Source organism: Verrucomicrobiota bacterium (assembly GCA_019247695.1).
Classification (GTDB): domain Bacteria; phylum Verrucomicrobiota; class Verrucomicrobiia; order Chthoniobacterales; family JAFAMB01; genus JAFBAP01.
The window spans coordinates 1-18,832 of the sequence record JAFBAP010000141.1 but is presented as its reverse complement, the minus strand read 5'-3'; the positions used below and the strand labels follow the sequence as shown (position 1 = coordinate 18,832).

Sequence of the window (18,832 nt, the reverse complement as noted above, 5' to 3'; positions counted from 1 at the left end):
GGTTTCCTTCCGGCGCTTCTCCCGGTTGTTCGCGGTTTGCGGTTGCACCGCACGGGCGCAAAACGTTATACCCGGCGTCATGAAGCGTCGGTTTCTATCCGCGGTTTTCCTGGGCATTGCGCTAGCCGCCACGGCCCTGGCCCAGGACACGATCAAAATTGGCGAGTTTGGTTCCTTGACCGGCGATAACGCCAGCTTCGGAATCTCGCAAAATAACGGGGTCCAATTAGCGGTGCAGGAAATCAATGATACCGGAGGTGTCCTGGGCAAGAAGATCGACCTCATTGTTGAGGACAACCAAACCAAGCAGGGTGAAACGACGACCATCGTGCGCAAGTTGATTTCCCAGGACCACGTGATCGCGTTGATCGGTGAGGTCGCGTCTTCGAAAACGCTGGAAGCCGCCCCGATTGCTCAAGCGGCCAAGATCCCGCTGATCGCCACCGCCGCGACGAATCCCAGGGTCACCCAAACGGGCGATTACGTTTTCCGGGTTTGTTTTACCGATGATTTTCAGGCCGTGGTGATCGCCCGGTTTGTCCTGGAGAAATTGAAAAAGACGAAAGTCGCTTTTCTGACCGACGTGAAGCAGGACTACAGCGTCGGTTTGACCGGGATCGCAAAGAATTACCTCGAGAAACACAGCGCACAGATCGTTCGTGAGCAGAGCTACAGCTCCGGCGATAAAGATTTTCGAGCCCAACTCACCGATCTCAAGGCGGCAAATCCCGACGTGATCATCATTACCGGCTACTATCCCGAAGCCTCATTGATCGCCAAACAAGCCAGGCAGTTCGGGATCAAGGCGACTTTCGTGGGCGGAGACGGTTGGGATGGCTCTTCGTTGATCCCGGTGGGCGGCAAGGCGATCGAGGGCGCTTATTTTTCCAATCACTACTCCAACGAGGATAAATCGCCGGCTGTGCAGACGTTTGTGCAAAAGTACCAGAAGAAGTACAACGCCATGCCCGATGCATTTGCCGCGCTCGGTTACGACGCCGTCAAACTCCTGGCCGACGCCATCAAGCGGGCCGGTGGACCGGATCCGGCTAAAATCCGTGACGCGATCGCTGACACCAGAGATTTTCCGGGCGTTTCAGGCAGCATCACCATCAACCCGGAGCGTAATGCCACCAAGTCGGCCGTGATTCTTACCATCAAAGATGGCGGGGTACATTACTGGGAGACGATCGAACCGCCGAAGGGTTCGGCCAAACCGCCGAAGGGCTAACGCAGGCGGAATGCCACGGGTGAAATGCCACAAATGACTGAGCTTGATTTGCGGCACTTCACCCACCGCGGAAGCGAACAAATGCCGCAATCGAAAAACTGCCGGGAATGCAATCCGGGATAAAAGCCGCAACCCCAGGATTCCGCCATTTGTGGCATGTCCTGATTTGTGGCATTCGTGGCATTTTTTCATTTGTGGCATTCGCTTTGCCCGGCACCGCCCAGATTCATCTGGGTGAGGTCGACCCGTTGAGTGGTGGCGTTTCGCAGTTCGGCATCGGTTGTCACAATGGGATTACGCTTGCTCTTGAGCAGGTAAACGCGAACGGCGGAATTTCAGGGCAACAGATCGACGTTATCTCCGAGGACGACCAGTCCAAGCCGGGCCAGAGCGCCACCGCGGTCCGCAAGTTGATCACGCAGGATCATGTGCTTGCCATCCTGGGCGACGCGACTTCCTCCGCCACGCTGGAGTCGGCCCCGATTGCCCAGCAGGCCCGGGTGCCGATGATCACCCCGAGCGCGACCAACCCGCGCATCACGGAGATCGGTGACTGCGTTTTTCGGGTTTGTTTTCTCGACGAGTTCCAAGGCCGGGTCATTGCCAGGTTTGCGCACGACCGGTTAAAAGTGCAAAAGCTCGCCATCCTCACCGATGTGAAGCAGGATTACAGCGTAGACTTGGCGCGGTTTTTCAAAGAGGAATTCACCCGGCTTGGCGGCGCGATCGTGCGCGAGCAAAGTTATTCGACCGGTGACACCGACTTCCGGGCCCAGCTTACCGCCATCCGCGCGGTGAAACCCGATGCGCTTTACGTACCGGGATACTACGCTGAAGTCGCTCTGATTCTGAAGCAGCTCCGCCAGTTTGGGATGACGTTTCCAGTGCTCGGCTGTGATGGTTGGGCGAACCAGACCCTGCTGTCGGTCGCGGGTAAGGCGGCCGAAAATACCTACTTCACGAACCATTTCTCACCTGACGACCCGGCCCCGGCGGTGCAGCGGTTCGTGCAGGCTTACCGTCAAAAATATGGGCAGATACCGGACACCTTCGGTGCACTCGGTTACGACGCGGCCATGCTCCTCACCGGCGCAATCGAGCGCGTAACCGGCAAAATCGATTCGGAGACGATCCGGAGCGCTCTCGCGCAGACCCGGGATTGCCCCGGGGTTACGGGTCGCATTTCATTTGACCCGCAACGGAACGCGTCGAAACCGGCCTTGGTGATCACGGTCAAGGACGGCAAATTCGAAATCGTCGAGCGGATCGCGCCGTAAGCTCACCATGTGTAATCTGCCAATTGGTTAAATAGGGCAGGCGGGTCAGCGCGCCGCCCAGGGACGCGTAATACCATTCAGATAGTTATCTCGGTAGAATGCCGGCTCAGGGGGATGTCGGCGCCGGACGATGCTCCATAACCGGTTAAACCGGCCTTAGGGCCGGCGGGCCGGGAGACGGCCTGCCGGGAAGGGGCCGGTTTCGTCCGTCATTGGCGAGGAAGCCCGAACCACGGGGGCCGACAAGCGTATAAAAAGATCGAAGAGTTATCTAAGATCGACTTGTTATCAGTGGTCTAACGAGCCTGCAGATTCAAGGCGTTGACGGGCCGGGCATTCTAATCTAGAGGAGAATCGGGCGATCCGGGTGTATGCAATCAGAAGTTTCATTTAACCAGATTAGAGCGCGGGCGCCGCTGCGGCTCGGTTTTGCCGGTGGGGGAACGGACATTTCGCCCTTTTCGGACCGGTATGGCGGTTTCGTTTTGAACGCCGCTATCGACCGGTATGCGCACGCCGCCATTACGCCTCGCGACGATGGCCGGGTAGAGTTGCTCGCGGCCGATGGTAAGGTCTCCTGGAACGGTCGCACGGGTGAAGCCCTTCCCTCGATGGAAGGCTTGGAATTGCATGCGGGAGTCTACAACCGGTTTGCGAGGGAATTCGGGGATAGGAAACCTTTATCCATTTCGATCGAGACCCACTGCGATGCCCCGCCGGGGTCCGGCCTGGGATCGTCATCCACGCTGGTGGTAGCGCTGGTTCAAGCTTTGGGTGAATACCTCGGGGCGCCGTTGAGTGCGCACGAGAACGCCCGCCTCGCCTACGAGATCGAACGGGGCGACCTGGGTTTTGCCGGCGGGAAGCAGGATCACTACACTGCTGCGTTCGGCGGGTTGAATTTTATGGAGTTCTATGCCGACCGGGTCATCGTCAACCCGCTGCCGATCAGGCAAAAACTCCGGGCCGAGTTAGAATCCTCCCTTCTCCTGGTCTATACCGCGGTGCGCAGGCCGTCGGCGAGGCTCATGCATGAGCAGGTGCAGAATGTAAGCAGGGGCGATCAGAACGCCTTGCGCGCCATGCACGTTCTGAAAGCCGAAGCGGTGACCATGAAACGGGCCATCCTGAATGGCGATTTCGACGGGTTGGTCACCGCGATGCAGACCTCGTGGGCCGCGAAGAAACGTGTTGCAAACGGAATCAGTAATCCGCGGATTGATGAACTCTATGAGGTCGCCATGAAGGCGGGTGCGCGGGCCGGGAAAGTGTCCGGGGCGGGGGGCGGTGGGTTTATGATGTTTATCGTCGACCCCCTCAAGAGAAAGCGCGTTATGAATTGCCTGCAGGAGCTTGCGGAGTACGTCTCCACTTGCCGGTTCGTTGAACGAGGCGTCCTCTCCTGGAAAGTGATGTGACGGGCAAGGCGTCGTCGATCCGGCGCCTGATACGTGCCTGCCCATGAGTTTTACAGCGTGGTCCAGTTAAACGGCCCAGGGAGGCTTCTCGTACGTACCATGATTGAGGTTGTCGTGCTTGCAGGCGGCCAAGGCACCCGGCTAAGCGCATTGGTTCGCGACCTGCCGAAACCGATGGCGGACATTGCCGGAAAGCCGTTTCTCTGGTGGTTGCTGACGCGTCTGCATCAGCAAAGGGTCGGGCACGTGATCCTTGCAACCGGGTACAAATCACAAGCCATTCAGGACTATTTCGGCGAGGCATTTAACGGCATCAGTATATCGTACTCTGTCGAGGGCGAACCGTTGGGAACAGGTGGTGCGATCAAACTGGCGTTAGCACAAGCCAGGGAACCCCACGTAATCGTGTTGAACGGTGATACTTACGCGGATGCCGACCTTCGAGAAATGATGCACCCGTTCGAAGCGCCGGGAGTTGACCTCGCCGTCGCGATTGCCCATTCGGATGAGGTCGCGCGATACGGGGCGATCAGCATCCACGAGGCAAGCCGTATTATGACGGGCTTCCACGAGAAAGAAGGCTCAACCGGCGGCTACGTCAACGCGGGGATTTACTGCCTTCGGCGGGACCTTTTCTGCAGGTATCCAATTCCTGACGCGTTTTCCTTTGAGCGCGATTTTCTACCCAAATACCTTTCTTTATTGAAGCCCGTTGCCGTCAAGGCAGTCAGGGGGTTCGTTGATATCGGGACGCCCGCAGATTACGCGCTGGCGCAACGGTTAATCCCGGTTCTCGCGGCGTCGCCGGCGCCCGCCCGGAGTTCTGTCGAACGCGTGGGAAGAACCCGGCCATGAGGCCTGGAACCGGTCCGCTTGCCGTATAGTTTTGCGCGTCATAGCTGTAACAATTTCCTATCGATATAGTCTTGTACCCTGCCGCCGGGCAGGAACTTCCTGGCGAAATGCGCCCCGGAGGCAATTATCCTTGGCACATCGGAGAGGTCGAGCCACTTGGGATGCGATCCGCCGCCCGTCCAGTCTGCGTACCGCTTGTTATCCGCGCAGATGCCTAAAGCCGTGTGATTGCAAAGCGCCGTATGGAAAATGGATTCGTCAGGAATGTGTTTTCTCTCGTAGAAACGTACCAGCTTCTCCAAGGAAGGATCCAGCAGCCAATCGATGGCCTTCCGATTCGCCTCAAACCAAAAATCCCCCGCGAAAATCTTCGGCGGCCGGCAAACCGTCAACCGGGGTTGGAGCCGTTCAATCATCCGGATCAACCCGGGATGGCGGATGGGAACTCGCCTCTTCCAGAACGGCAAACCACCTGAAAGCAGGCGCTTCGGCGAAGGCCAAGGTAGACAGAAACAATAGGCGCAGTATCTGCGGTATGCCTCACCGACCCATTCCGGGCGTTCGTATCCGTGCCGGACTACCGGGCCGGCCGGGGACGGTGACGGCGAATTGAGACGAACCTCACGGTGGTCCAGAAACGCATCGTACCCCGTCGTGGACAGGTCATGCATGATTTCGTGGGCCGGCCGCACCGGATAATCGCTGCCGCTCAACAAGACAAACCAGTCAGGCTGTCCATGCTGCCTCACGAGCCGAAGCGCACTCAAGGCCGCCAGGGGAATACTGATGTGACCCCACCGCGCGTTAACGTGCGGAATGACGAATCGTACGTTGCCGGGAAAAATCTCCGGCTGCAACGAACACATGCTGAAGTTGTGGTTACACGCAATCGGAGGCGCGTCGAACATCGCGTTGAGCGTTCTGACAAGGCGGAACAGTTGCTCCGGGTGATTGTGCGAGACGATGGCGAATCCGACTTTAACCGACATCTGGATTCCGGCAGTGGTTAACTGGAGATCCGCAGCGCCTCCTCGTCGATTAACCTTCGCACGATCCCGTCCGGCCGGAATTTCCTGGCGAAGTAGGCGCCGGATGCACGGATCTTCGGCACGTCCGACTCCTCAAGCCATTTCGGATGGGGTTCGTCGCGGCTCCAGTCTTCGTAGCGCTTGTGATCCGCACAGATCCGGAGGCCGGCGTGATTGCACAATGCCGTGTGCAGGAATGATTCCTCAGGAACGTAAATGTTTTGATAGTAGCGGGCGAGTTTCTCCAGAGGCGAATCCAGCAGCCGGTCGATGGTTTTTCGATTGGCGTGAAACCAGAAATCCCCGCCATAAATCTTCGCAGGACGACACGCCCTTAACCGGGGCTGAAACCATTCGATCAAACGGATCAGTCCGGGCTTACGGATGAGAAAAGGCCTCTTCCAAAATGGAAAAGAACCTGAATACAGGAGCGCTCGCGATGGGTAGATCAACCGGAAACGATAGGCGCAGTACCTGTCGTAGGCCAAAGGGATCCACTCAGGACGTCCGAACCCGTACCGGGACAGTTGGCCAGGCGGGACCGCGTTATACAGGATTTCACGGTGGTCCAGGAAAGCGTCATAATCGGTGACGGAAAGATCGTTGGTGATCTCATCCGCCGGCCGTACCGGGTAATCGCTGCCGCTTAAAAGAAAAAACCAGTCCGGCTGTCCATACTGCCTCAGCAGCCTGAGCGCGCTCAACGCGGCCAACGGCAGGCTGACGTGGCCCCACCTGGCATCGATGTGCGGCACGACAAAGCGCACGTTGCTTGGGAAATCCTCCGGGCGAAGCGGACATCTGCCGAAATGGTGATGGCACACAATGGAAGGCCCATCGAACATCCCGGTGAGCGTTGCCACCAGATGGCGAAGTTGCTCCGGATGATTATGCGAAACGATTGCAAATCCTATTTTAATGGACATGAACGCAAAAGTGTTATCAGGGCATACCGATCACGGGTCGCCGTCTCGCGAAGACCGAGCGTGTTGCATATCCCTGGTTTTCAACTTCTTGCGATTGCAGTCGCGGTGACCGGGGCATGAGCGGCAAGTACGCCGTCCATGGCCTTCTCCACCTGCGCGGGCGAGATTGCGTTCAGGCACTTTAAACCGATCGGGCACGGTTCGCGCAGCCAGCAGGGAGCACAGGGCAGATCTGAAGAGAGAAATACGTTAGGGGTGCTCTGTAGGTCCGGAGCGTGCTGTAAGCCGCGGGGGCTTTCATAACCACCGCAGATCGTCACCGACGGGGTTCCGACGCTCACGGCGATGTGCATTGGCCCCGAAACGGGTCCGACGTAGAGGTCAGAGGCCGCAACTAGTGCCACCAGTTCCTCCAGTGATGTCTCTCCCCGCAGATCGACATAATTCGGGCTGGCGATGGTTCCGGCAGCCGCATCTTTTTGTCCGATCTCGATCATGGCAGCCTTGCGCGCCACCGAGTTGATCAGCGTCACCCAGTTCGGGTCGGGCCAGGTTTTGTTCGGTGTCCAGACACTGGCGCGGCGCAGGAAAACGATGCGTGGGGCAGGCAGTTGGGCCAACGTTTTCCGATAACCCTCGACCAGATCGCTCCGAATGATGCAATCCGGCCGGGTGTCGGTCAGCTTGAGACCAAGTTTGTCGCCGATGATCCGCGAAATGTGCACCTCGGGCGGCACGGCGTGCTCGTAACCCAGTTCGAGAATGTTGGCAGGCCTGCGGTCGTAGGGCAGGACCTCATCGATGTAGGGCAAACCCTTCACCAGCGGCCCGTAATCCGTGTAGAAGCGGATACGACGTTGCGGGTTGCGGCGCTTCAATTCGCGCAGCACCGGCGTGCACATCAGCACGTCGCCCAGGGCCGCGGGGCGCCCCAGCTCAATCGTTGGTCCGTTCCACGGGCGCTTCATGTGGTTGGGGTACAGGAGCCTGCACAGGAGGCGAGCAACCGGTCCGGATCGTCGTTGCAACGCATCGACGATCGCTGCGGACGTTTTGTATGCGGGAACGCGAATCCTCATAAGCTTTCGGCTCAGTTTGAAACGAGCATTGAGTTTAACCGGGTACCATTGATGGAATGACCAAACTTGCCCGCGGCCCGAACATCCTTGATCTCAGCAGGCCCGCCGCCGGCGACGATCAAGGGCGGTGACTTCCATCTAACAGGCTGCGGTATACCGAGATGTACTCCTTAGCCGCTCGATCAACCGTAAAATGATCCAGATTCGAGCGGGACCGAGCCCGCATTTCGGCAAGAAGCGCTTTATCACCAAGAACCTCCATGATCGCACCGGCCAGCAGGTCGGGTCTCCGTGGAGGAACTAAAATGCCTGCCTTGCCGCCGTCCAGCATCTCCGGGATGCCGTCAACCGAGGTGGCGATAATGGCGCAGCCCGCCTCGCGGGCTTCCGGCAGAACCAGCGCACCAGGTTCGGCATGGGAGGCCAGCACAAAGAGATCGGATCCCAGCAGGTAGGGACGCGGATCGGCCTGGGATCCGCAAAACCGAATCCGTTCGCCGAACCCGGTCCGAGAGGCCAATCCTTCATAAACGGACCGGCAAGGACCATCTCCAACCAGGTACAAAAACGCCGACGGCACTCGCGCACAGACCGTCTTGAATGCCGTGATCAGGTCGTCCACCCCTTTGCGTGGGTGCAGCCCGCCGACGAAGGTAATCGCCGGTCGATCAATGTCTTTGGTTGGCGGGGTTTCAGCGCTAAGCCTCGGCGAACCGATCGTTCCGTTCAACACGACCCGAAGTCTGGATTTATGAACGCCGCGCCGTTCCATGCTCGCTGCCACCGCCTTGCTTACCGCGATAACCCTGTCGCCCACGCCCATGATGATAGCCACCTTCTCGAATTCGTTATGCACGGTCGTTACGAGTTTGAACTTCATGAAGGGCCGCAGAAGAAAGGCCAGCCCTGCGCTCGTCATCATGTGGGCGTGAATGATGTCGGGCGAGAACGCAGCAACCGCCGAGCGCAATCTGCAGGTCGCCTTCATCAAATTGAGCAGCCGGCGCTCCTGATCTATGACGATATGCTTGACGCCATAGGCCTCGAAAAGCGAATCGAAAGCTCCACCGCCGCTGACGACTGAGATTGAATGTCCCATCCTCGCCTGAACACACGCCAGGTCGACGGCAACGTGCACGTGACCGTTGCTCGGCCGGGTGTGATTCAGCATGTGCATGATTCGCATACCGCTCAAATCTGGTTAGCTGGGAAACGAAACGGTTAGTCCCACGCGGCAGGTCGCTCACTCTTCCGGCATGTCAAAAACAACCTGGCGCCCGCTCGAGCCGGCACCTTCCACGGCAGAACCCGTTGCTCCTGAGCTTTAAGAACGCGTTGGATTTTAAGCGCACGACGTATTGTACAATACACAATTTATATAATTCCGCATGCGATCAACAAAGATCGACGTGTCGAACCTGCGAGCGTGCGCCTGGATCGCTTCCGGCACAAACGTCTCCTCGCAGGACTCGAACGCCAGGATCGCCGCAGCGAGTGAAGCAGCCGTCTGTTCTTCGAAAAAGAGGCCGGTACTCAACCCGTCTCGCTCGGCTTTCCGGTCTCCGGACGGCTTTCCGGTCCCGATGACGGTTTCAAGCGACCCCCCTTTCCCGAACGCGATTACCGGACGCCCATAAGATTGGGCCTCCAGCGGAACCATGCCGAAATCTTCATCCGCGGCGAACAGGAGAGCCCGGCAGCGAGCGTAAAGATTTCGCAGCTGCGATTCGGAGACTTCCCCGAGGAATTCGACGTTCCTCGCGGAAGCCTTCCTGAGCCGCTTCATTTCCGGTCCATCGCCGGCGATGAGCAATTTACGGCCGAGTTTGGAACAGGCCTCGATCAAAATGTCCGTGCGTTTATAGGGAACAAGGCGTCCTACCGCCAGGTAATAGTCTTCATGGTTGCCGGCCAGGAAGCTTTGCGAGGTGTCGATGGGCGGATGAATGACGGTGGTGTCCCGCCGGTAATACTTGCGGATGCGTCCGGCTACGTAGTTGGAATTGGCGATGAAATGATCGACCCTCTGAGCCGCGGCATAGTCCCAGTTCCGGACGTAATGCGAGATCAGGCCAAAAAGCCCCTTTGTCAGGGGAGACATCTGGCGCGAATAGGCCGGGTACCCATCCCAGAGATAGCGCATCGGCGAATGGCAGTAGCAGATGTGGGTCGAACCGGGATCTGTAAGCACGCCCTTCATCGGCCCGCTGTCGGAGCTGATGATAAGGTTATAACCGCTCAGATCGAGCATTTCAACGGCGAGCGGATAGAAGGGTAGAAGGTGGCGATAAACTCTGTGCGCGCCGGGGATTTTATCCAGAAACGAGGTGGTTATTTTACATTTGTGCAGCGCGGGCGGAAGGTTGTGCTTGTCGGCAAACAGGGTGAAGACGTCGGCCGCCGGGAACAGGCCGGCGATGGTGTTGACCACGCGTTCGCCACCTGCCAGCGAGATCAACCAATGGTGGACGATCGCCACGCGCAGGTTGCGCCCGTGTGAAGGCTCCTGCACGCGCCCGAGTCCGGACGGCGCGGCCGCGCCGGGTTCAACCTGTTTTTGATCGGTGGTATCAGCCATACGCAGCGAGTTCGAGGGTGCGCCACGTTTCACCGGCGGCATCCTTCCAGCTGAAACGGGCGGCACGAAGCAATCCTTGTTGCACCAGAGACGCCCGCAGCGGACCGTCAAGGCGCAGGAGCGACTCCAGCGCGGCCGACATTTCCTCGGCCTTGAACGGGTCAAAGTAGAGCGCCGCGTCGCCGCACACCTCCCGGTGCGCGGGGATGTCGGAAACGGCGACCGGGCAGCCGCATGCCATCGCCTCCAGCGGCGGCATGCCGAACCCTTCATAGATCGACGGATAGACAAATCCGGTCGCACCGGAATACAGGGCAGGCAGCACGTCGTCCTCTACCCGGCCAAGGAGGCGGACGCCGGCCGGCAGGGAACCAAACTGCATTTTCGGGAATAAATGGCCGCCGGCTCCCACCACCGCCAGCGTGGCCCCGTCAAAACCACCCGCCCGCCACGTCTCCAGCAGGGCACGCAGATTCTTGCGCGGCTCCAGTGAACCGACGTACAGGATGTATGGGCCGTCCAGGCCGTAGTCTGCGCTCACCTGCTTGACCCGCGGCGGAGTTGCGGGACGGAAGCGCTCGTCGACGCCGTTGCAAATCATCTGCACCCGATCCGGCTTTACGCCCGTGAGGCGGACGATGCGCTCTTTCGAAAAGTTAGAAACCGTGATGATCGCGCGTACTTTACGAATGAGGGGCGGCAGCAGAGCTGAATACCACAGCGCGAATTTCCGATCGAACCACTCAGGATGATCCAGGCTCGAGGCGTCGTGCACGGTTAACACCTGCCGGCTCACCGTAATCGGGCCGGTATTTCCGGGGCTCCACAACAGCCGGCGCCGAAGCCGGGTAGGAAGGTATAACTGTTCCCAGAGATGTCCCTTGATGCCCTGCAAGGCATGCTGCGGCTTGACCGCCTCCAATTCGGAAGGCAGGCAGGGCAAAAGGCTGCGGAGATATCTCTGGACGCCGGTGGTGTGGTATCCGAGCGTGCGCAGGTTGACACACGGTTGCAACGTCATGGGACTACTTGGTTTTTAACTTCGCTCCCGGGGGTGGACGCGTACGGGTTTGCGACTCAAAGGTTCAGAGATCAAGGATGCGATCGGGAGAAGAGCGGCCGCGCATGATGTCCGCCACGGCGAGCAGATTACCTTGGACCTGGCCCCACGGGTCCCGCTGCGGCGATCGCCCGGCCAGCGCGTTCCGGAAATTCAGACAGATGCACTTCAAGACGACAATGAGCACGAACCGGACGTAACTCCACGGAGCGGGAAGGTGGCACACCCCTTTCCGCAGGAAATACCAGTTATTTGCGATGGTGGCGTAGCCGTAGCGTCGCCCGGAGACGCGCGCCGTTTGGGCCTGCAAATGCACGCCGATCGCATTGGAAAGGCGCCCAACCCGTCCGAATCTCTTGAGGCGCAGCGAGAGGTCATAGTCTTCGCCGTAGCTGTAGAGCGGAAGATTTTCGTCGAACATCGTTTCCCGCATCGGCCCGCTCCGGACGACCGCGTTGCAGGCATACAGTATGTGGTGGCGTCCCCGGTCCTGCAAGGCAGCGGCCTGCATCCAGGTCGCGTCCTGTTCCAGCAGGGTTCGCGCGGCCTCTCGAGAGATATTCCCATCGGCGAGCATGATGCCGGAAATGGCCACGACGTCAGGATTTTCCTCGAGGAAGCCGACGGCATTTTCAAGGTAGGAGGGATGCATCTCCACGTCATCATCAAAAAACGCGATGTACTTCACGCCGGGGGGCACCTGGCGAATGGCCGTGTTGCGTTGCGCGCTTCCCCCGGGCGATCCGACGAGCACGATGATCCCCTCGGCCCCGTCGCCGGCCACAGGTGCATCCGCGGCGGAGCTGACGCTGACGTAAACGTGCGCGGCGCGCCGGGTTTGCCGCCTGAGAGATCGGAGCGTTTCCGCGAGGATCTCAGGGCGGCCCTTCGTGGCCACGATGACGGCCACAGACGCACCGTCCGGCGGCGTTGCCGGTTTCGGGGTGATGGGGATGGCCGCTTCAGCTTCCATTAGAAACACAAGGCGATTGCGGAAATGAACCAGGCATCACCCAATCTCACGATGACCATAAACCGCAGAGGCGGCCCCCGGCGATCGCCAGGTGGTACGCGGCTTTCTGTGGGCGCAACGTAAGCAGAGAAAGGAGTGCCCCGGCGACCGGCCGGAAGATGGCGAAGAAATTGAAAGACAATTTGTAATCATGCTTCGACAGCACCCGGCCCATGCCGAGCCCGTAGCGGAACGCCTTGTCGCGATGGCTCCGGGTGTATAATACCGGATTGGGATGATAGACGACGAGGTCGGGCAGGTATTGAATCCGAAAGCCCATTTTCACCGCCCGGATAAGATAATCGGTCTCCTCGCCTGAACCGAAGCGGGTCCGCGCTCCCACGCCGAGTTCTTCATCAAAGGTGCCGACCGCCTCACAGACTGACGACCGCAGGAAAATGGTATACGAGATGCCCCTTTTCCAGACGTTATTGAAATCAACGCCCCCGCGGGATCGGCTGAAGGACCCTCCGGACGGGTGACCCTCGCCGTCTTCGGAGCGTCCGGTCAGACCGTGTAACCCGGGCTGGCTTTCGAACTCATGGACAACGCGCGACAGCAGTCCTTCCGGATACCAGCAATCATCGTCGGGGAAACCGATGATGTCGCCGGTGACAACCTCCAAACCGGCGTTCCGGGCCCGGGACAAGCCCGCTTCACACCGTAAACGGATGGGAGGGCAGACCGGCGCCGCGTCTTCTAAAACGCTTTCCAGCCGGTCGTCATCATTCTGATCAACGACCACCAGCTCCAAATCACGATGGGCCTGGACGGCCAGAGACTCGACAAATCGTCTAACCTCTTCGACTCGGTTCTTCGTCGCCAGGATGAGCGAAATCTTCATGCCAAGCAGATCCGATTATCCCCGGAGCACACCTAATTTTCCTTGACGTACGCACGCGTGTTCTGAAGGCGCGCCTTGACCTTTACCGCACAGCGCCGGACCAGGTAAGTAATCACCAGATGAATTCTGGCCGCCCAGCCCAGCCGGGGACTCTTAAGGAAGTGGATGATATGATTATGAACCTTGCTTCCCAGAGAACCACGATGCGCCGCATTAAGAATGATTGACTCCAGCACCACGTAGGACATCGGAGTCATCCGCTGGCCGTTAAATTCGAGAAATTTTACATAATATTCCCTGCGCAGGCGCCCGCTGAGCCGGTCTCCCCGGCGGGGATCACAGTTGGTCACCACCGATGGCGCGCTGCAATAGATGAATTCAACGCCGGCCGCCTCCATACGCAAAAGTACATCGTAATCCTCACATTGGGATAAATGCACATCAAACGGGAATTGCTGAAGCAGTGCCCGGCTCGTAAGCCAACTGCTGGTATTCACACTGCCGCAATCCAGGAAAAGGAAGTCACTTAAAGATTCGTTTCTTCGGCGTGAGGTCAATGGATAGACCGCCCGGGCGGTGCCCTCTTCGAGATAATAAGCGGAATAGATAAGAAGATTACCTCTTGTGCTGTGCTTACCGTACGCTTCGATTTGGCCGGCAAGTTTGTCCGGCAGCCAGTGGTCGTCGGAATCCAGGAGCGCAATCAGGGGAAAGCGGGCCGCCTTCACGCCGGTGTTGCGCGCGGCCGAAACGCCCAGGTTAGCCGGATGGCGAATCAGCCTGACCCGCTCATCGTTGACCGATCCAATGGGAAAAATCTGGTCCGGGTGAGAACCGTCGTCGATAACCAATACCTCGAACCTGCTCCAAGTCTGGGCGAGAACGCTCTGGACCGCACGGAGGGTGAGTTGTGGCCGGTTGAAACTTGGTATAATTACCGAGACAGCAAGGCCATTCTCATTCACTTTCACAATCTCTGAATCGGCTGGATTCCGGTCCGGCCAAACCTCCTCCGGCCGGGCAGGAAAGGCAGGTCATCAACTTGGTTGTTGTTTACGAAGGGATCGCATCCGCCAGGGCGGCCTCGCCCCCGGGGTGCCGGGAGGTGCCGCCTGCAAGCCGGGTTCCCGGCGCGGGCCACAGCCGGGTTCATGTCGCACCCGGACGCAGCAGATAGCGGCCGCCGCCAGGTTCAGCCTGCCCGGACGACGCGGGCTCACCCCCATACTTTTGCTGATCAAGGCGCCAGTAGGCCAATCCTAAAAACATCCACGTCGTAGGCAGAAAGAGCTCCGAGACAGAGATGTAAAACAGAAAGAAAAGTACGGCGACCGCCACTTTAAACGCCAGGGCTCCATGGGTTGTACGTAACAGAATCACGGGCTTCAGAAAAGCGTAAAAATATATCGCCATGCCGATCCAGCCGGTATTTACAGCCACTGCATAAAACACTCCGGAATAACAATACCCAAAACCGATCCCAAAAATACGATTGTTTAACGTGAACGTCCGTGCTGTCTCAGCCAGCGCCAGGCCGGTCTCCTGCCGGGACTGGCCGGAGTCGTTCTCACCGCTGATCTTGGAGGTGAACATTCCCTCATAAGTATCGGGAAAAACGTAATACAAGGTAGCGAACGCGGCAGCGAATAGAAGAACTACCACGATGACTGATGCATTCAGCCTTTTCTGGAAAAGGCTATACAGAATCAAACCAAACGGGAACGCCAGGTATGCCGAGGTCGAGGTCGAGAAGATAAGGCAGAAGAGGAGGGCGACGGTAAGCCATTTTTTCCTTTTCTCCAGGGCAAGTAAAAGGTAGGGAACGACCCCGGCGGAAAACCAGGAAGGCTCGCCGTAGGTGGATTTGATGCGTAACAAGCTGAACGGTCCGATCTGGACCACCTGTGACCAGCTTGCCGTGTGGGCGCCCCCGCCGTAAGCGCGGTTCACGATAAAATCGCCCGGCTGGTGAAAGATCGCGAAGTACAGCCACTCATAGATCCCGTAAAGGGCGAGGAACCATGCGCCCCAAAGGACATACCGGATCCACTCTTCGCGGAAGAAAAATCGAAAGAACAAAGCGATGCAGACGCACGCGGCGAAATACAGGCTCTGCGTGAAGAGCGCGGTCCGGAATGCCACCCGGGTATCGTCGGTGTTGATCAGCGACATGTCGCCGAAGTCATGCCGGTTCGTGACGAGGTGCCCGAGTTGGCTCCCGCATAACAAGAGTAACCAGATCCCCGCCACGGTGAGGGCAACGGTGAAGTAACGGGTTCGCTGAGGGTTTGCCTCCCCCGCCGTGCGGCTCAGCACCACGAAGAACACCGAGGCAAACGCCAGCATGTACGCCGGCAGGGTCCCCTGGATGCTGGGGATCAGCAAAAACGACGTGATCGGCATCGTAAGGCACCACAGGGGCATAAACCACCTGGGCAAGCCCTTGATCCAGCCGGCAGGTGCGGCGCTCGCATTCATCATTGCACGGGCAACGGGAGCTTTTTCCAGGCACGAAACTGCGCCATGGACAACGGACGGCGCAGGTGCCACCAAAAGGTCCCGCAAATAAATGCTTCCAGCCAGCCCAACACCAGGCTGCGGGCGTGCACATTCCACCTCGGGTTCTCCAGGATGCGCACGCAGTTCACCGCGCGAAGGATCGAAAACGGGAAGGGGAAATGGAGCAGGCCGGCAATCGCCTCGTTGCGGATGTAATAGCGGGCCGCCTTGGCTGAGTTGCGCGCCACCGGGGTCCGGTTGTGCCGGACGACAACTCCCGGAAAGGTATACGTGCCGAAGCCTTCGCGTAAGGCCTTGAGGCAAAAATCAAGTTCCTCCCCGAAATAATGCAGGCGTTCCAGGTAGCCGCCGAGTTCGAGAAATTGCCGGCGCCGCAGCAGATGAGCGCAGCCGATGTAATACCGGACGGGATACGGTTCGCCCAGCGTTTCGGGCGGGGGCGCGGGATCATCCCGATTTATGATGTGGAATGCCAGCGCGGCCACGGACGGATGCTCCTCAAGCCAGGTGACGGCTGCACCGAGATCACCGGCCACCGGGAAAGAATCGTCATCCAGGCTAAGGTAATAAGTTGAAGTCAGCATCTGCGCCAGTCGATTCCGTTGCACCACGTAATTGAGGGAGGTATCAACCCTTTCAAAACGGACCCTCGGAAAATCGCGGCGCAGTGCCGGCGGTACCGGTTGCCGGGAGCCGTCGTCAATGACGATCGTTTCAAGGTCCCCGTATCCGCTTTTGCGCAACTCGGACAGGGTCACGGCGAGATCGTCCCAGCGATCCTTGGTGGAGATGCCGATGCCCACCTGCCTTGATTTCGCTTCCGGTTGACTGGCGATATTCATTCTTGCAAGCGATTCCGCGTCGTTCATACGCTCAAGCGGGCGCCCGATGCGGGTGCAGGTACGTTTAAGCCCCTTTAAAGGAGACCGGTTGCGCTTCGGTTCGGGACCCGGTGTCGTGACCCGTTTGCTTGACAGGCTTACCGGCGGCCTGGATGCAGCTCACTTTAACAACGGCCTCGTGCGCTGCCTTGTTACCGGCGCGTCTGGCTTTCATCAGCCTCCGGCCGAGCGGGGATGACCGAAGGTAGCGGCCCCAGTAAATCGCCGTGTTCCAGAATGTTCTCCTGTGGGTTTGCAGAACGTGCGCATTCGGATGCTCCGCATGTTCATGCTCAAGGATCGTTTCGGTATACCCCGAGCCCATTTCCAGGCGTTCGATGTACGCCTCGGTTAGACGCTCTTTGGGGATCAAATGGAGTAAATGCAGCCGCGCGAAACACCCCATACCTTTATTCAACGAAACCGACGTCCACGCCATGTCGATATCCCCGCCCCCGTTGAGGCCGACCACGCCTCTCCGGTCAAGGCTGAAACGAAGTCCAGCGCCCTGAACACGCTCTGCGTACAGGTCGGCGACTTCACGTCGAATGCACAGGCCGGCGCCGAATGGGGTAGCCTCGGACCATCTCTTGATATTCGACCAGTAGTCGCGCGTAGCCGGCCGGATGGCGAGGTTCTCCAGATACGGCCTGATCGACGCAGGCGGGTCCACTTCAAATTCAGCGTCTATGCTGGCTCCGAACGCGCCAAGGAACGGGTACTCGTGATAGATGTTGAGGGCGTTGGCCAGGTAATCCTTATCTAAAATGTTGTCGTCATCGACAAAAACGATCAGCTCTCCTCGTGACTTCCGGATGCCCAGCAGACGCGCCGGAGTCAGGCCGAGAACCTCCTCCCGGAGGTGGTGGCCGTCCGGATGCCAATCGAGGCTGGCCAAAGTTGAAGCCGGCGGATCTGATAGATTGTCGACGATGAGCAGTTCCCATTCGGACAGCGGGAGTGTCTGCTCGCGCAGGGCATCCAGCGTGCGGGAAAGAAAAGCCGGGCGCGGGTTGTGTGTACAGATAACAACGCTAAGCTTCATGGTGCATCTCTTTGGGTAGTCTGATTGGCGTACTCGGAATAAGGCTTGATCCCTTTCGCCGGTCTATACTCGGCGGCCTGAGCCGGTTCCTGAACTGCTCTGGACATCGCCGGCCGTGCCGAGCACGCCGACGATCGCTTCCCGGACCTGCGCGGGTGCGATGGAGGTCAGGCATTTCAAACCGATCGGGCACGGCTCGCGCAGCCAGCAAGGGGCACAGGGCAGATCCGAGGATAGGAAGACATTGGCGGTGCTCTTCACGCCCGGGGCGTGTTGTAAGCCGCGTGGGCTTTCATAGCCTCCGCAGAGCGTCACCGACGAAGTGCCCACGGCTACGGCGATGTGCATCGGTCCGGAGACCGGGCCGACATACAAATCGGCGACGGCGATGAGCGCGACGAGTTGCTCCAATGACGTTTGATCCCGCATATCCACATAGTTCAGCCCGGCAATGGCCTGAGTGGACGCTTCCTTCTGGCCAATTTCGATCATGGTGGCATTAGGTGCCAACGAGGTGATCAATGCCACCCAGTTCGAATCAGGCCAGTTCTTGTTCGGTGTCCAGACGCTGGCGCGGCGCAGGAAAACGATCCGGGGGCGGGGTAAGTGCGCTAAGGCCTGCTTATACCCTTCCACCAGATCCTCGCGCACCACGCAATCCGGACGAGTATCGGTGACGTTGAGACCAATCCTGTCGCCGAGAATGCGCGACAGATGCACCTCTGGCGGCACCCCGTGCTCATACCGGAGTAACACGGCGCCGGGAGGAGCTTGCTCGTGCGGCAGGACTTCATCGATATAGGGCAACCCCTTTACCAATGACTCGTATTTTGTGTAGAAGCGGATGCGGCATCGGGGGTTCCGGCGCTTTACTTCTCTCAGGACCGGGGTACACATCAGCACGTCGCCCAATGCCACGTCGCGGACGACCTCAACCACCGGGCTCTTCCACGGACGCCTCAGCAACCGCCGATGAAGCAGTAGACGAGCGATCGGGCCGGAACGGCGCAGAAATGGTCGCGCAAGCGCCTTCCCGATCTTGTAGGTAACAAAATGCATCTTTACAGGCTCCTAAAGG

Annotated in this window: 17 protein-coding genes; 4 read left to right on the top strand and 13 right to left on the bottom strand. The window is 58.8% G+C overall.

Features of this window, described 5'->3' with window-relative positions:
- Nucleotides 1-79: 79 nt before the first annotated feature.
- The 4 genes from JO015_16255 (at nt 80) to JO015_16240 (ending at nt 4,781) form a co-directional block, all read left to right on the top strand.
- Nucleotides 80-1,231 (top strand): ABC transporter substrate-binding protein, encoded by a 1,152-nt coding sequence (locus JO015_16255; protein ID MBW0000651.1) that lies wholly within the window; start codon nt 80-82, stop codon nt 1,229-1,231.
- A 194-nt stretch (nt 1,232-1,425) separates the two neighbouring features.
- Entirely contained in the window at nt 1,426-2,508 is a 1,083-nt protein-coding gene (locus tag JO015_16250; GenBank protein MBW0000650.1) for an ABC transporter substrate-binding protein, read from the top strand.
- Between the two features lie 371 nt (nt 2,509-2,879).
- Nucleotides 2,880-3,926 (top strand): dehydrogenase, encoded by a 1,047-nt coding sequence (locus JO015_16245; GenBank protein ID MBW0000649.1) that lies wholly within the window; start codon nt 2,880-2,882, stop codon nt 3,924-3,926.
- A 99-nt stretch (nt 3,927-4,025) separates the two neighbouring features.
- On the top strand, nt 4,026-4,781 hold the full coding sequence (locus JO015_16240; protein MBW0000648.1) for a nucleotidyltransferase family protein: 756 nt from the start codon (nt 4,026-4,028) through the stop codon (nt 4,779-4,781).
- A gap of 38 nt (nt 4,782-4,819) precedes the next feature.
- Here JO015_16240 and JO015_16235 read toward each other — a convergent pair whose 3' ends face one another.
- The 13 genes from JO015_16235 to JO015_16175 form a co-directional block, all read right to left on the bottom strand.
- The gene (locus JO015_16235; GenBank protein ID MBW0000647.1) at nt 4,820-5,770 is read right to left on the bottom strand and encodes a hypothetical protein; all 951 of its coding nucleotides are present in this window, start codon (nt 5,768-5,770) and stop codon (nt 4,820-4,822) included.
- Between the two features lie 17 nt (nt 5,771-5,787).
- The gene (locus JO015_16230; protein ID MBW0000646.1) at nt 5,788-6,735 is read right to left on the bottom strand and encodes a hypothetical protein; all 948 of its coding nucleotides are present in this window, start codon (nt 6,733-6,735) and stop codon (nt 5,788-5,790) included.
- 80 nt (nt 6,736-6,815) lie between these two features.
- Nucleotides 6,816-7,703 (bottom strand): glycosyltransferase family 9 protein, encoded by an 888-nt coding sequence (locus JO015_16225; GenBank protein MBW0000645.1) that lies wholly within the window; start codon nt 7,701-7,703, stop codon nt 6,816-6,818.
- A 229-nt stretch (nt 7,704-7,932) separates the two neighbouring features.
- The gene (locus JO015_16220; protein ID MBW0000644.1) at nt 7,933-9,000 is read right to left on the bottom strand and encodes a glycosyltransferase family 4 protein; all 1,068 of its coding nucleotides are present in this window, start codon (nt 8,998-9,000) and stop codon (nt 7,933-7,935) included.
- Nucleotides 9,001-9,156: 156 nt separating this feature from the next.
- A complete protein-coding gene (locus tag JO015_16215) occupies nt 9,157-10,299 on the bottom strand; it encodes a glycosyltransferase (GenBank protein ID MBW0000643.1) in 1,143 nt (380 codons plus the stop codon).
- An 85-nt stretch (nt 10,300-10,384) separates the two neighbouring features.
- Entirely contained in the window at nt 10,385-11,413 is a 1,029-nt protein-coding gene (locus JO015_16210; protein ID MBW0000642.1) for a glycosyltransferase family 4 protein, read from the bottom strand.
- 64 nt (nt 11,414-11,477) lie between these two features.
- Nucleotides 11,478-12,425 carry a glycosyltransferase gene (locus tag JO015_16205; GenBank protein ID MBW0000641.1) on the bottom strand — a complete coding sequence of 316 codons (948 nt, stop codon included), beginning with the start codon at nt 12,423-12,425 and terminating at the stop codon, nt 11,478-11,480.
- Nucleotides 12,426-12,471: 46 nt separating this feature from the next.
- Nucleotides 12,472-13,308, bottom strand: a complete 837-nt coding sequence (locus JO015_16200; GenBank protein MBW0000640.1) for a glycosyltransferase family 2 protein — start codon at nt 13,306-13,308, stop codon at nt 12,472-12,474.
- Nucleotides 13,309-13,340: 32 nt separating this feature from the next.
- The gene (locus JO015_16195; protein MBW0000639.1) at nt 13,341-14,279 is read right to left on the bottom strand and encodes a glycosyltransferase family 2 protein; all 939 of its coding nucleotides are present in this window, start codon (nt 14,277-14,279) and stop codon (nt 13,341-13,343) included.
- A 178-nt stretch (nt 14,280-14,457) separates the two neighbouring features.
- Nucleotides 14,458-15,789, bottom strand: coding sequence for an O-antigen ligase family protein (locus JO015_16190; protein MBW0000638.1), 1,332 nt, complete (start codon nt 15,787-15,789; stop codon nt 14,458-14,460).
- Nucleotides 15,786-16,697: a glycosyltransferase gene (locus JO015_16185; protein ID MBW0000637.1), complete on the bottom strand. Its 912-nt coding sequence runs from the start codon at nt 16,695-16,697 to the stop codon at nt 15,786-15,788. The genes JO015_16190 and JO015_16185 overlap by 4 nt, the downstream gene beginning before the upstream one ends.
- 37 nt (nt 16,698-16,734) lie before the next feature.
- Nucleotides 16,735-17,754, bottom strand: a complete 1,020-nt coding sequence (locus JO015_16180; GenBank protein MBW0000636.1) for a glycosyltransferase family 2 protein — start codon at nt 17,752-17,754, stop codon at nt 16,735-16,737.
- 63 nt (nt 17,755-17,817) lie between these two features.
- Nucleotides 17,818-18,813 (bottom strand): glycosyltransferase family 9 protein, encoded by a 996-nt coding sequence (locus JO015_16175; GenBank protein ID MBW0000635.1) that lies wholly within the window; start codon nt 18,811-18,813, stop codon nt 17,818-17,820.
- Nucleotides 18,814-18,832: the final 19 nt, after the last annotated feature.

Excerpts from the sequence above, each read along its gene's own strand:
- JO015_16255 (MBW0000651.1), top strand. The coding sequence starts at position 80 with ATGAAGCGTCGGTTTCTATCCGCGGTTTTCCTGGGCATTGCGCTAGCC.
- JO015_16245 (MBW0000649.1), top strand. The coding sequence starts at position 2,880 with ATGCAATCAGAAGTTTCATTTAACCAGATTAGAGCGCGGGCGCCGCTG.
- JO015_16240 (MBW0000648.1), top strand. The coding sequence starts at position 4,026 with ATGATTGAGGTTGTCGTGCTTGCAGGCGGCCAAGGCACCCGGCTAAGC.
- JO015_16235 (MBW0000647.1), bottom strand. The coding sequence starts at position 5,770 with ATGTCGGTTAAAGTCGGATTCGCCATCGTCTCGCACAATCACCCGGAG.
- JO015_16230 (MBW0000646.1), bottom strand. The coding sequence starts at position 6,735 with ATGTCCATTAAAATAGGATTTGCAATCGTTTCGCATAATCATCCGGAG.
- JO015_16225 (MBW0000645.1), bottom strand. The coding sequence starts at position 7,703 with ATGAAGCGCCCGTGGAACGGACCAACGATTGAGCTGGGGCGCCCCGCG.
- JO015_16220 (MBW0000644.1), bottom strand. The coding sequence starts at position 9,000 with ATGCGAATCATGCACATGCTGAATCACACCCGGCCGAGCAACGGTCAC.
- JO015_16210 (MBW0000642.1), bottom strand. The coding sequence starts at position 11,413 with ATGACGTTGCAACCGTGTGTCAACCTGCGCACGCTCGGATACCACACC.
- JO015_16205 (MBW0000641.1), bottom strand. The coding sequence starts at position 12,425 with ATGGAAGCTGAAGCGGCCATCCCCATCACCCCGAAACCGGCAACGCCG.
- JO015_16200 (MBW0000640.1), bottom strand. The coding sequence starts at position 13,308 with ATGAAGATTTCGCTCATCCTGGCGACGAAGAACCGAGTCGAAGAGGTT.
- JO015_16190 (MBW0000638.1), bottom strand. The coding sequence starts at position 15,789 with ATGATGAATGCGAGCGCCGCACCTGCCGGCTGGATCAAGGGCTTGCCC.
- JO015_16185 (MBW0000637.1), bottom strand. The coding sequence starts at position 16,697 with ATGAACGACGCGGAATCGCTTGCAAGAATGAATATCGCCAGTCAACCG.
- JO015_16180 (MBW0000636.1), bottom strand. The coding sequence starts at position 17,754 with ATGAAGCTTAGCGTTGTTATCTGTACACACAACCCGCGCCCGGCTTTT.
- JO015_16175 (MBW0000635.1), bottom strand. The coding sequence starts at position 18,813 with ATGCATTTTGTTACCTACAAGATCGGGAAGGCGCTTGCGCGACCATTT.